General features: G+C 58.5%; 11 protein-coding genes. 5 read left to right on the top strand and 6 right to left on the bottom strand.

The features are described 5' to 3' along the window. Positions 1-4: 4 nt before the first annotated feature. Positions 5-1,060: a carbohydrate ABC transporter permease gene (locus BCY88_RS36355; RefSeq protein WP_404935760.1), complete on the bottom strand. Its 1,056-nt coding sequence runs from the start codon at positions 1,058-1,060 to the stop codon at positions 5-7. Beyond that, the gene (locus BCY88_RS36350) at positions 1,047-2,732 is read right to left on the bottom strand and encodes a thiamine pyrophosphate-binding protein (RefSeq protein WP_120348901.1); all 1,686 of its coding nucleotides are present in this window, start codon (positions 2,730-2,732) and stop codon (positions 1,047-1,049) included. Before BCY88_RS36350 ends, BCY88_RS36355 begins: the two co-directional genes overlap by 14 nt. A 177-nt stretch (positions 2,733-2,909) precedes the next feature. On the opposite strand from BCY88_RS36350, the gene BCY88_RS36345 reads away from it, so the two are divergent. Both BCY88_RS36345 and BCY88_RS36340 read left to right on the top strand, forming a co-directional pair. Next, positions 2,910-3,908, top strand: a complete 999-nt coding sequence (locus BCY88_RS36345) for a helix-turn-helix domain-containing protein (RefSeq protein WP_259461618.1) — start codon at positions 2,910-2,912, stop codon at positions 3,906-3,908. Positions 3,909-4,630: 722 nt separating this feature from the next. After that, positions 4,631-5,407 (top strand): DeoR/GlpR family DNA-binding transcription regulator, encoded by a 777-nt coding sequence (locus tag BCY88_RS36340; protein WP_120348899.1) that lies wholly within the window; start codon positions 4,631-4,633, stop codon positions 5,405-5,407. Positions 5,408-5,504: 97 nt separating this feature from the next. Here the strand turns inward: BCY88_RS36340 and BCY88_RS36335 are convergent, their stop codons facing one another. The 3 genes from BCY88_RS36335 to pcaQ all read right to left on the bottom strand — a co-directional run bounded on the left by BCY88_RS36335 (position 5,505) and on the right by pcaQ (position 9,058). Further along, positions 5,505-6,518 (bottom strand): glycoside hydrolase family 3 N-terminal domain-containing protein, encoded by a 1,014-nt coding sequence (locus BCY88_RS36335; RefSeq protein WP_120348898.1) that lies wholly within the window; start codon positions 6,516-6,518, stop codon positions 5,505-5,507. Further along, the gene (locus BCY88_RS36330) at positions 6,515-7,570 is read right to left on the bottom strand and encodes a glycoside hydrolase family 3 N-terminal domain-containing protein (protein WP_120348897.1); all 1,056 of its coding nucleotides are present in this window, start codon (positions 7,568-7,570) and stop codon (positions 6,515-6,517) included. Before BCY88_RS36330 ends, BCY88_RS36335 begins: the two co-directional genes overlap by 4 nt. Positions 7,571-8,059: 489 nt before the next feature. Then, on the bottom strand, positions 8,060-9,058 hold the full coding sequence (gene pcaQ, locus BCY88_RS36320; protein WP_120348895.1) for a pca operon transcription factor PcaQ: 999 nt from the start codon (positions 9,056-9,058) through the stop codon (positions 8,060-8,062). Between the two features lie 107 nt (positions 9,059-9,165). On the opposite strand from pcaQ, the gene pcaH reads away from it, so the two are divergent. Next, on the top strand, positions 9,166-9,870 hold the full coding sequence (gene pcaH, locus BCY88_RS36315; protein ID WP_120348894.1) for a protocatechuate 3,4-dioxygenase subunit beta: 705 nt from the start codon (positions 9,166-9,168) through the stop codon (positions 9,868-9,870). Between the two features lie 3 nt (positions 9,871-9,873). Further along, on the top strand, positions 9,874-10,461 hold the full coding sequence (gene pcaG / locus BCY88_RS36310) for a protocatechuate 3,4-dioxygenase subunit alpha (RefSeq protein WP_120348893.1): 588 nt from the start codon (positions 9,874-9,876) through the stop codon (positions 10,459-10,461). A 116-nt stretch (positions 10,462-10,577) separates the two neighbouring features. Here the strand turns inward: pcaG and BCY88_RS36305 are convergent, their stop codons facing one another. Further along, positions 10,578-10,841 (bottom strand): H-NS family nucleoid-associated regulatory protein, encoded by a 264-nt coding sequence (locus tag BCY88_RS36305; RefSeq protein ID WP_120348892.1) that lies wholly within the window; start codon positions 10,839-10,841, stop codon positions 10,578-10,580. Between the two features lie 448 nt (positions 10,842-11,289). Between BCY88_RS36305 and BCY88_RS36300 the strand changes: the two genes are divergently transcribed. Continuing rightward, complete coding sequence (locus BCY88_RS36300; protein ID WP_120348891.1) at positions 11,290-11,925, top strand: LysE family translocator; 636 nt, start codon at positions 11,290-11,292, stop codon at positions 11,923-11,925. Positions 11,926-12,208 lie beyond the last annotated feature (283 nt).

The raw sequence follows: 12,208 nt of genomic DNA, 5'->3' as shown, positions 1-12,208 counted from the left end.
GAGGTTAGAGGCTATCGTGGTGCTCACGCTTAAACTCCGAAAAGAGATACGGAACAATAATGACGACCACGACCAGCAGAATCATCACGGAACTCGCCGCGCCCTGAGCCAGTTGGCCGCGGCTGAAGGTGAGGTTGTACATGAACGTCGTCGGAAGATCGCTTGAGAAACCCGGGCCGCCATTCGTCAGCGCGACCACCAGATCGAATGAGCGCACTGCCTGGTAGATCAGGATGACGATCACGCTGAACACGGACGATCGGAGCATCGGGATAATGATCGTCGAGTAGATGCGGAACACGCCGGCCCCTTCCATCTGCGCTGCTTTGACGATTTCACCGTCCACACCCCGCAGTCCCGCGAGAAAAATCGCCATCACAAAACCGGCCGTCTGCCAGACCGCGGCGATCACCAGCGTATAGACCGCCATTTTCGGATCGATCAGCCAGTTGACGTGAATGCTGGTCCAGCCGATGTCGTGGAAAAGCATTTCGAGTCCGAGCCCCGGATTCAATATCCACTTCCATGCAGTGCCGGTCACGATTAACGAGACTGCCATCGGATATAGATAGATCATCCGCAGCGTTCCTTCGGCGCGCACCTTCTGGTCAAGGAAGATCGCGAGCAGCAGGCCGATGACAAGCGAGATGACCATGAACGCCACGGAAAACAAACCAAGATTGACGACGGCCACATTCCAGCGATCCGAGTTCCACAGGCGCACGTACTGCGCGAGTCCAACAAAATCGTAGTTCGGCGCGAACTTCGAATTCGTGAATGAAATCAACACCGACCAGCCGATAAAAACGTAGACCGCGATAGTCAGCACGACGATGCTCGGCGTCAGCGTGAGAACCGCGGGATTCCAGAACTGCTTGCGTCGCGGCGCTCGCGACGTTGCGCGTCCGAGCGCATCTCCGGACTTCAGAGATACGTTCAGTCTGCGACTCGTATCCACTTCCATAACCTTGCCTCTGTAGTAAAACATCAACCAAAAACGGAACGCGGCGGGCTCGACCTGGGCATTGCCGAAGTGCTCGATACGTTCACTCGACAGCATTCCTTTCTGGACGGCGCATCGAACTTTTTTCCGCTGGGCACCCGGGATTCCCGCATAAACCTGCTAGCGATGCGTAGTCCTCGCGAGCAGTCAGAATTTCCACGAGTGCCGGCCCACCACTCGACAACGCGCCCCTCAACGCTCGTTCTAGTTGCGATTCGTGCTCTACGCGCCAGGACTCCAGTCCGAAACTTCGCGCGATGTCGGAGAAGTCCGGTGAATACGGTCTTCCGTTGGGCATGTTGAACTCAGACCCGACATGACGCCCCAGCAGTTTTTGCTGGAGAAATCGAGTCGACATGTGCCCGCAGTTGTTCAGAACGACGAACACAAGCGGCAAGCCGTGCATCACACACACGGCCATCTCCGGAAGCGACTGCAGAAAGTCACCGTCGCCGACCACGCATACGACGTCCTTTGCTGGCACCGCCAGTTTTGCACCGATGGCGGCGGGCACCGCCCACCCGACCACGGGTGAGTTCGCGCAAGTCAGTTGAGTACGCGGCTGGTAGGCGCGGAACACCTGCTGAACGGTCATCAATGCCGTGCCGGGTCCTGCCACGACAACCCCGTCCCGCTCCATGACCTGCTGAAGCACGCTGATCGGCCGTTGGCCCGAAAACGGCGTCCTGAGAACAGCCGAGCGGTCTGCGACGAGTTGCAGCCAGTGCGTCTTCAGTTCTTCGATCGTCACGAGCCAACTCTCGTGTCGCGACAACGCGCGCCGGGATCGTTGAGGCGATATCGCAACCGACATGTCGCGCAGGGCGCCGGACACATCGGCATGAATGTCCAGTTTCCAGGTCTGATCGCGCTGCGGAAGTTCTAGCGACACGCGGATCAGCGTGCGTTCATCCGAACTGCCGGCCGCACGGAGCACATCCGGAACGCTTCCCCAATCGGCGTCCTTGCAGCCCACAACGAGGATCATGTCCGCACGCACCAGAATTGAATTGCCAACCCCAGTGCCGAATCTCCCGGCCGAGAGGCCGCTGACAGAATGGTCTTCCGGCACAATTCCCTTGGCGCTCGCCGACGTCACCACCGGTGCGCCGAGCCTGGTTGCCAGTTCGAGAATCGCGTCTTTCGCATCCACCGCTTCGGTCCCGATCCCGGCAAAGATCGCTGGCCTCATCGAAGACAGAAGCAGCGCCACCGCCTTTTCGATCAATCGATGATCCGCTGTCGGTGGCTCCGCCCGCTGCTGCGCATGGAGTGCATGCATATCGAAATCGAGCGTCTCGCACTGAACATCGAGCGGCACTTCCACCTGCACAGGCTTCGGCCGACTCGCCAGCAGCACGCTAAAAGCAGACTGCAACACATCAGGCAACTGGGCTGCGCTCTGCGCCGGGTTGGCGGCGGTGCGGCCGCCTATCATCAACGCTGCGCTGGAATGCGCTTCCATCACGTTCATATCGGTCGGCATCGGCATATCATTGCCGCTTGCCCCTCCTATGAGCGCCATAGGGCGACCGCATGCGCGATGGAACCCATCAGCGAGATGGACGGCACTCCTCGACTGCATCACCTGAATGAACGGGATTTCCCTACCGCTATCGAGAAACGCGTCCAGCAGCGGCAGGCAGTCTCTGCCCGGCACGCCGGCAACGTACTGGACGCCGTGGTTCTTCATCGCCTGCGCAATGACCTGTGCGCCCGTTAGCTTCAATCTTGTCTCCTTCGGGGTTAGCGTCCCGGGCGACGATCCGCTCAAAGACACTGACTACTCGTTGGAGAGGAGTATTTGTCACTAAAAAAACGTACTCAATTTCGCAGACGGCGCAAACGAGACGCACTGTGACGCACAGAAAGCAGTACACTGAATCACACCGATGTCTGCCGGCCCGTGACGGCTCCCGCCATTGAAAACGACCTGGTTTTCGCGGGGTTTTTATCAGTTGGCATAGCACCAACGGGCGCGTACCATCCGGCGATTCACAAAGTGGCCGGCATTGGCTTGCCCGGCACTCCCGCTAAACAATTCGGCACAGTCCGAAGCTCTTTCCCATACACAGACATGGATCGACAGCAAGACCTCGCAAATCTCGCCACTAACCTGTCTCTGCTGGTGGCTTCGTTCGATTCGGTCGCGGACTTCTGCCGCAAGCTCAATGTAAATCGTCAGCAGTTCAATAAGTACCTTGCCGGCTACCATGTTCCCTCGCAGAAGGTCCTTCTGAAGATAGCGAAGTTCTTCCTGATGGAGCCCAGTGATCTGTTTCTGACGCCCGCAGAATTCCGGAGCTTCTATGAAGGCCTCGAATACGAACTTCCGCTGGACCTGAAGTCCGCCCCGCAGTTCGTAAGATTTTTACCGCTGATCAAATCCTCGGTTGCGCCGCTGCAGGACTTTCTCGGTGTCTATCACCGGTATCACAACTCATCGATCTACAAAGGGCGGATTCTGCGTTCCGTCACCTGCATCTACGAACACGATTCTTCGGTGCGATACGTGACTATCGAGCGATTCCCACAACTCGACAGCACGAACAAGGTGGCATACTCGTTCACCTACCATGGGTTCTGTTTTTTGCTCGGCGACCGGATATTTATGATCGACTTTGAAGGGCGCCAGAAGAACGAGATGACGTTTTCCGTTCTCACACCGCAGCACAGGCGACCGATCCGCTTTCTTTACGGCGTCGTCACGGGTGTGGCCTCTTCGTCCTTCAGACAACCCTTCTCGACACGCCTTGCCTTGTGCTTCGTGGACCGTGGTTCGCTTCGAAAAAAACATCTTCGCGAGGCGACGGTCCTCCTTCCTAGCGACCAATCGTTACCGCTCGAGATACGGGAGTACATGACTGGCGACCAGTCAACAATGGTGTGGGGTGGTGAGGGCTGACGGGAACTACCACATGCACGCTTATTTTTTTCAACTAGTCTTATTCGTATAAGATAAGCGTGGTCAGCCAGAGGTTGTAAGCCAAAACGCCCATCGACTCATTTGCGTCCGCATCTGCTCATTTGTATGAGGAGTTCATCATGCCAGGAAGCCTTTATCTGAATGGGTCCGCCATAGCGACCTTGTTTAAGTCACTGCCCGCCGCAATTGAAATTCCAGTTTGCATCGGTGCCGTTGCACTACTTGTCGGCTTGATGGTGACACTCGTTAGATTCGTACGATTGGATGGGAAGCGGATTTAATCTCAGGCGAAATCCGGGCGTTCCAGAACAGAATGAGAAGTGGCTATCGCGCGGCCTCCTCTCGCATAGATCGCTCGGTACCTCGTTGGCACGTGCGCCTTGTCAGCCCGCGACGGTGCACTGACGCAAAGCGATGTAGCTCTCGCAAGGCTGTCGTTTTGTCGCTCCCGATGTCCTCGCCCATACTGGCACATCCGGACGAGCACATCGAACCCGGGAAGAATTCTGGCAGACCACTCTTTCTTCTAGTTAAACCGCCCTTGCCAGCGAAACCGGTCGACCTCCAGCCACTCGTTCCGGCCGAGAATAGTCTTCGAGCGCCTGCATCCAACCAAAGGCACTACTGTTGGGATGAGTTGATCGCAATATTTCGCTCTATAATGCGCTTTATTGCTCATTATGGTCGCACCGGAATAACCAATGCTCAATTACGAGGCCCTTCCTGACGAGCGTCAGCGGCACATACGCTCATTGCTCGCTTCCAAGGGAAAAGTATTTGCCGCCGACCTTGCCGCGGAATTCGGTGTTTCGGAACACACTATTCGACGCGACCTCACAGATCTCGCAAAAGGCGGAGCATGCCGAAGGGTCTATGGTGGCGCAGTCTCCATTCCGCCCAATGGCGGAAGCCTGCAACATCGGATCGAGCGGGAACCGGAACGGAAAGGCGCTCTCGCGATTGCGGCAGTGTCGCTGCTGGGTGACAACCAATGCATATTCATTGACACCGGCAGCACTAACCTGTCCATAGCACGCGCGATTCCTACAGATATCAACCTTACGGTAGTCACCAATTCGCCGGTCGTTGCATCCGCGCTTCTTGAAAAGGACAACGTAACGTTGATCACGCTGGGAGGACAGATCGACAAGACGATAGGTGGCACAGTCGGCGTGCTTGCAGTCGAGGCAATTCAGAGGCTGACATTCGATCTTGCGTTTCTTGGCGCCTGTGCAATCGATCCGCAGGAAGGGCTAACTGCCTTCAGTCTCGAAGACGCGTCATTCAAGCGGGCGGTTCTGGCCAGAAGCGGGACGATCGCGATAGCCGTCACCAAGGAGAAGTTGCTCAGCGTTGCGACACATAACGTTATGTCCGTTGACGCCATCGCGACGATCATCGTCGAAAATGACGCACCCAAAAAGCTGGTCAAAGCTTTCGCCGATAGTGGGCTGCAAGTACTAGTCGCGTCCCGGTAGGCGTTCCGCGTAATAGGTGACTACTTATTCAGAGAGCGATGCGCCAGATCTTTGGCAAGCCGGGGAATTCCAGTGGAGAAATTCCCCGCACTGCCATTTAGACAGAGCGATAATCGGCCAGTTGATATACCGTGCTGACTGCAGTATCAAGCCGCGACGGATCAAGCTTTCCGCCCTCAACAGCCTTGACGATGGCGGCCGCTACCTCCTCAATATGAGGCACAGCTTTCGGTGATAAAAGAAGTAGATCCGCACCGGCCGCCAGCGCGTCAACAGCGGTGTCGCCGACGGACCTGTCTCCGATAGTGGCCCTATGATCTAGATCACAGGTCATCACCAGTCCTTTGAACTCCAGTTCCCCGCGTAGGAGCGCAATAAGTTCGGCCGACAGCGATCCAGCTGTCGCTGGTTTGAACGCCTCGAAGCGCGCTGGTCCCATCATCACTGCGCTAGCGCCCTCTTCGATTCCTGCCCGGAATGCACCCCACTGAGCACGCAGTTCGTCCAGCGAAGAAGGCACCGTCGCCTCGTCTTTCGCCGGATGGCCTCGCAAGACCGGATGTCCTGGGAAGTGTTTCAGCGTGGTCTTGAGACCCGCACGGCGCGCACCACGTATGTAAGACCGTACCATTCGCGACGCCGTCTGCAGATCGTTGGCTAACGTGCGCCCCTCCAGCCACTGGTTGCTACCTGTCAGCACCTCTGCCGTAGGAGAAAGTGCAAGATTGATACCGGCATCAACGACTCCACGTGCCGTCTCAAAACAGGCTTGCTCCAGTTCAGACTCTGACATTCTTTGTGCGGCGTCGCGAGCCGGCAACTTTGCCGAAACCCCTTGCAAGCGATGTACGGCTGCGATATCGGTGTCCGCTGCCAGGATCAGCTTGCCGGCGCGTGCCGTCGCTATTTCGATCGCACCATGCCAGGCTTCAACTGTTTCCCGACTGAGTCGTTGCTGACTCATGCGGCCGGAGACATATTCCTCACCTGTCTCACCAAACAAAAGACTCCGTCCACCGTTATCCAGAAAACGAGAAATATGGACGTCGATTTCGAGTGTTTCCAGTACCGGAAACAGCACTGCATGTGCGTGGCGGGATAGTTCGCTCATAGTGATTGGTCCCCTCTGTTGCCGTTAAGGCCAACATCACGTCCAATTTCAAGCTCCTGCGCCAACGACCGCACCCTCTGAGCCGCTTCAGCAAGTCGCTCATGTGCAAGCGCTCCGCTCTTCACCGCCTCAACTATCGTCCGCACGATTACCTCGAGACCTGATTGGCTCGAGACCAGCAGCAAGTCGGCGCCCGCGACCAAAGATGCCACGGCTGCCGCCTCGACTGTCCGTCCGCGCAGAATGCCCGGTGCGTCAAGATCATCCGAAATGACCAGCCCGTTGAAAGCAAGCTGCCCACGCAGGAAGGACAACGTTCCAGGAGAAGTACTGGACGGTTCTTCGGCATCAACAGCAGGGACCAACGCGGGGCCTGCCATCACGGCCCTGACACCTGCGCCAATAACATCCCTGAACACTCCAATGCCCGGCATCAGCTCGTCCAGTGTGGCATTGACTACCGCTTCATGACGCGCCGGATCGAGCTCGGTCACCGGATGGCCAGGGAAATGTTTTGCGGTAGCGGCAACACCACTTGCCTGAACACCACGCACAAACGCGCATGCAATCCGGCTCACCTCAGCCGGATCGACGCCAAGATTGCGCCGTTCGAGCCATGGGTTGATACCGGTCACGACGTCGACGATGGGTGACAGAAACAGATTGACACCCAGACTACGCGCCGCCTTCGCTACTTCAGCCGACTGCCTCGTGATTTCATCCGCTGAAAGTGCACGTGCACTTTCAAAGCCCGGCAACGCGGGCGCAAGCTGATGAAGGCGCTGAATGCCGCCGAGCTCCTGGTCGACGGCGACGATTACACCACCGCCCGCGTGCCGCCGCGCAAGCCCGGTGATGCAATCGAATTGCGCGGCCGATTCGCTCGCACGCCGGGCGTCGCTCATGGCACGAGCGACATACTCGTCCCGGCTTTCGCCCAGAAGGATGGAAACGCCGCCGTTGTCCAGATAGCGCAACACGACGTCGTCAAGTTCGAGACCGCCAAACGCCGGGAGCAGGACCGCGTGAGCGTCCTGAATTAGATCGTTCAAGGAAATATCTCCTGTTAGGTGAGAGGGCGCCAGCGACACGCCGATTTGACACTTGACAAAGCGTGTGCTTGATATAGCAATTTTTAGAGCAGTATAGCTCGTTTAAATGGCCAATGAAACCAAATCTGGCTAGTTCAATGCGCGAACATGAGCGTTTTGAGCGTTCCGGCCAGATGCCGACGGCGGCTGAACTGCTACTCGTTGGAGCGCGTGCCCTACTGACGACGGCTTTGACGCCCGGAATTACTGCTCGATCGGCGGCTCAAGCGCGGCCGCCGGCGGACTCGGATGGGTATTTTTTGGACGAATACATGGAGTTGCCAGCGTGGCGGGCCCACGCGCTACTGGCAACTCAGTTGGGCGAGCAATTGGAAGTTCGCTTGTACGGCTGGGTGGGGTAAAAAAGTAAAGCTATTTGCTCGACGCGCGGATTCATTCGGCACGCAAGAAATTCGGCCCGTTCGTGATTCGCAATGTGCGCGATATGCGTCAGGTCACGGGAGTTCCGTCACGGCCGCGCTTCGCCGCGCGCCTCGCCGCAGGCTTGCCGGCGGCAGCCGCCATGCGCTGCTGCGCGACTTCGCGCACGGCATCGATAAGCGCCCGGCCCACTGCCGACGGCTGCGTGTCCGAGCGCCGGATCAACCCCACCGGCTCGCCGGTGCCCGCGAACGGCAAGGGCAAACGCACCAGCATCCCATGCGCCAGTTCATATTCGACTGCGCTCTGCGGCACGAACCACACGGCGTCGTTCTCCAGCGTCAAAGCGCGCCCGGTGGATACCGACAGCACCTCGACGAACCCCGACAACGGCGGCACGCCCCACGCGCTCAACAGGCTTTCGGCCGATTGCCGGATCAGCGTGCCGAACGGCGGCAGCACCACCGGAAAGTCTTCCAGCGACGTGGCCGGCAAACCTGCCACGCGCGCCAGCGGATGCCCGGCGCGCACCACGGCAATCAACGGTTCACTGAAAAGCTGCTCGAAGCTGAGTCCGACCATCCTTTCCGGGTCTGCCAGACGTCCGATCGCGAATTCGATCGTGCCGGCCTTCAGGCGTTCGAGCAATTCGGGGTTGGCGCCCGTGGCAAGGCGCACGATGACGCGCGGCCAAAGCGCGGCGAAGCGCTTCAGCACCGGCGGCACCAGCGCCACCGCAACGGTCGGCAGAACGCCGATTTCCACCGTGGCGGCGGCCGCGCCTTCCGCGCGCGCCAACAAATCGACACCCTGTCGCAACGCGCTGACGCAGGCGCTCGCGTGCGGCATGAAGAGCTGCCCCTCACGGGTCGGCACAGCGCCGTGGCGGCCGCGCTCGAACAGCTTCACGCCGAGAATCGCTTCGAGTTCGGCCACCGTCTTGGAGACCGCGGGTTGCGTAACGGACAGGCTTTCGGCGGCCCGCTGCACGCTGCCGAACTGGGCGACGGCCAGAAAGCACTGAAGATGACGGAATTTGACGCGGCTGTCCGCGAGGCTGCGTTGCATAACGACAGGTTATACGAAAAGGGCGAAAACGTCATTTTGCATAACCGCTCAGGTTGGATAAAGTCGCTCCATAGGTCGTATCCCACAATTACCCGAAGGAGACACTGATGGATGAGTCCTCTCTCATTGCGCGCGATTTCGCGTCCCACCCCGCCTATATCTATCCCGGCTACGGCTCGTCGGTCAAACGCGGCCCGACGCGCCCGCTGATTCCGCTGAAGGAAAAGCTGCGCGATCAGCGCGTGCCGGTCTACGGCACCGAAGACCTCGGCGCGCTCGATCACGATCTGACGCGCAATGCGGTGCGCAATGGCGAGCCGCTTGGCGAACGCATCATCGTGACGGGCCGCGTGCTCGACGAGGGCGGCCGTCCGGTGCGCAATACGCTGGTCGAGATCTGGCAAGCGAATGCCGCGGGCCGCTATGTGCACAAGAACGATCAGCACGACGCACCGCTCGACCCGAACTTTCTCGGCGCCGGCCGCTGCATCACCGACAACGAAGGCCGCTACCGCTTTCTGACGATCAAACCGGGCGCCTACCCCTGGGGCAATCACCCGAACGCATGGCGCCCGAACCATATTCACTTCTCGCTGTTCGGCGACTATTTCGGCTCGCGCCTCGTCACGCAGATGTACTTCCCCGGCGACCCGCTGCTGGCCTTCGATCCGATTTTCCAGGGCACGCCCGAGCATGCGCGCGACCGCCTGATTGCAAACTTCTCGCTCGATACGACTCAGGAAGCCTACGCGCTCGGCTACGACTTCGACATCGTGCTGCGCGGCCGCAACGAAACTCCGATGGAGCGCTAAGTCATGACGACCTTCAAGCAAACGCCTTCGCAAACGGTTGGACCGTACTTCGCCTATGGTCTGTGCCCGCAGCAATACGACTTCGACTTCAGGAGCCTGTTTACGCCGGTTCTGGCCGACCGTGAGGCGGCCGGCGAGCACATCACGATCGTCGGTCAGGTATTCGACGGCGACGGCCAGGTGGTCGGCGATGCAATGCTGGAAATCTCCCAGGTCGACGCGCAAGGCCACTACCCGGAATCACGCGAGGAAACCCTGAAGACGGGCTTCCGTGGTTTCGCCCGCGTAGGTACGGGAACCGATCCGCAGAAGCGCTTTGTGGTTGAAACGGTGAAACCCGGCCGCGCAAACCCGGACGAGGCGCCGCATCTGAACGTGGTCGTGACGATGCGCGGCATGCTCCTGCACACCTTCACACGTGTCTATTTCGAGGACGAAGCCGAAGCTAATGAACGGGATGCCGTGCTGGCGGCAGTTCCAGCGGACCGGCGCGGCACGCTGATCGCGCGGCGCGAACCTGGTAACCCCAATGTGTACCGGTTCGATATCCATATGCAGGGCGATAAGGAAACCGTGTTTTTCGACCTTTAACGTGGATTTTCTATACTTTCATATAGCTTTCACATACACTGGAGATGATCCGTCTTGCGACTGGATCGCGAAACTCCGAGTAGTTAAGCCCGCCCCGCGCGGGCTTTTTTTTATGCTCAGCAACGAAAATGGTCGATGTTCTGTCCGGCGTAGATCGCGCGCGCGAGCCAGTCCGGTTTATCGCCATGACCGTCCCACGTATTGCCGAAAGCGTCGCGATACATCACGGCGCGGACCGCAGCTTTGTCGGCTTCGATCGCTTCGGCGAGCGTTTCCATCGTAATGCCGTATTCGTCCATGCGCCGGCGGATCCACACGATCAGGCGCTCACGCGCATTCCCGTCGAGGTCGAACAGCCGTTGTTCTTCTCGCTCTTTCATAACGTACCGGTTTCGCGGCTGATAGTGCTCGCGTTTGAAAAACAAAAAGCCTCGCTAAACAACGCGAAGCCTGGGTGCGAATTAGATGGGTTGAGTGCAAATCGAACTCACGACGCCATTCCCGACGCGTGACAACTCGCATCTGGAATCATGCCCAATCAATCCTGGATTCAGGGGAATTCGTCGGCAAACGGCTCGAATCGCGCCCGGTCGGCCTTGGTGTTCCAAGGCTGCTTTAGCGTATGGAAAGTGATTCTAGCATCCAGATTCCGCTGCCTGCAGCAACTGATTGTTCGGCTGCGGTTTGCCCGCAGCTTGTCTGCAGCGATCGAATTTCTTTGTCATTTCCGTTCGCACGCGGCGCCGCCAAAAAACAAAATTCCGCTCTCTCATGCTATGTTTCAGTGTTCCGACGGCTCATGTCGCCGCCTATAGGAGACGCACAAAAATGCCCGCCTCAACAGCCATCGCCACCATTCTCGCCGCGCTGCTGCTCGGCGCCATGAGTCCCGGACCGAGCTTCGTTATCGTTGCCCGCAATTCAATTGGACTCTCGCGCGGCGACGGCCTCGCAACAGCGCTCGGCATGGGTATCGGCGGCGTGTTCTTCAGCGGTATCGCCTTGCTCGGCCTGTACACGCTGCTGGCAACAGTAGAGTGGCTATATGTCGGCTTGAAAGTAGCCGGTGGACTTTATCTGATCTACCTTGCGTCGAAGATCTGGCGCGGCGCCGCCAAACCGCTTGCGTTCGATGCCGCGCAAGCCGCTACTGGCAATGCGCGCAAATCCTTCTGGATTGGTTTGAGCACACAACTCAGCAATCCGAAAACAGCGGTTTACTACGGCAGTATCTTCGCTGCCCTGCTTCCGCAACATCCGCCGCTGTGGTGCTACTTCGCGCTACCCCCTGCGATCTTCGCCATTGAAGCCGGCTGGTACACCGTGGTCGCGTTGTGCTTTTCGAGCAAACGGCCGCGCGAAATCTATCTGCGCTGGAAGGCCTGGATCGACCGGGTCGCTGCAAGCGCCGTGGCCGCGCTCGGATTGCGCCTGATCCTGACGGCGCACAAAGTGGGTATCTGAAACAGAAACGCCGCTTGAATGGCTTGTCGTGCGGCGAGACGCGACAAGCCAGCAACGAGGGCCGCATCGCCGTGCGCCGAATGTGTATAAGCCGGATTCATAACAAAACAGTTACAAGATAAGTGTTGACGCCGGCATGCCCTGGCGGTTACTGTGGCACCCGAAGTTCAAGAAGTTCGATTGCTGTTCATCAATGTCTCGCTCCTCAGCGGTATTCGTTGTCCTCTCCCTCCTTGATGCTTCACGCGCTCGTCAACCGAGCAAATTTTTCTATTTTTACTCA

Origin of the sequence: Paraburkholderia fungorum, assembly GCF_003610895.1 — a bacterium.
Classification (GTDB): domain Bacteria; phylum Pseudomonadota; class Gammaproteobacteria; order Burkholderiales; family Burkholderiaceae; genus Paraburkholderia; species Paraburkholderia fungorum_B.
The sequence above is the reverse complement of the archived record's forward strand: the minus strand, read 5'-3'. Positions and strand labels throughout refer to the sequence as shown.

Excerpts from the sequence above, each read along its gene's own strand:
- BCY88_RS36335 (WP_120348898.1), bottom strand. The coding sequence starts at position 6,518 with ATGAGCGAACTATCCCGCCACGCACATGCAGTGCTGTTTCCGGTACTG.
- BCY88_RS36305 (WP_120348892.1), bottom strand. The coding sequence starts at position 10,841 with ATGAAAGAGCGAGAAGAACAACGGCTGTTCGACCTCGACGGGAATGCG.
- pcaG (WP_120348893.1), top strand. The coding sequence starts at position 9,874 with ATGACGACCTTCAAGCAAACGCCTTCGCAAACGGTTGGACCGTACTTC.
- pcaQ (WP_120348895.1), bottom strand. The coding sequence starts at position 9,058 with ATGCAACGCAGCCTCGCGGACAGCCGCGTCAAATTCCGTCATCTTCAG.
- pcaH (WP_120348894.1), top strand. The coding sequence starts at position 9,166 with ATGGATGAGTCCTCTCTCATTGCGCGCGATTTCGCGTCCCACCCCGCC.
- BCY88_RS36355 (WP_404935760.1), bottom strand. The coding sequence starts at position 1,060 with ATGCTGTCGAGTGAACGTATCGAGCACTTCGGCAATGCCCAGGTCGAG.
- BCY88_RS36340 (WP_120348899.1), top strand. The coding sequence starts at position 4,631 with ATGCTCAATTACGAGGCCCTTCCTGACGAGCGTCAGCGGCACATACGC.
- BCY88_RS36300 (WP_120348891.1), top strand. The coding sequence starts at position 11,290 with ATGCCCGCCTCAACAGCCATCGCCACCATTCTCGCCGCGCTGCTGCTC.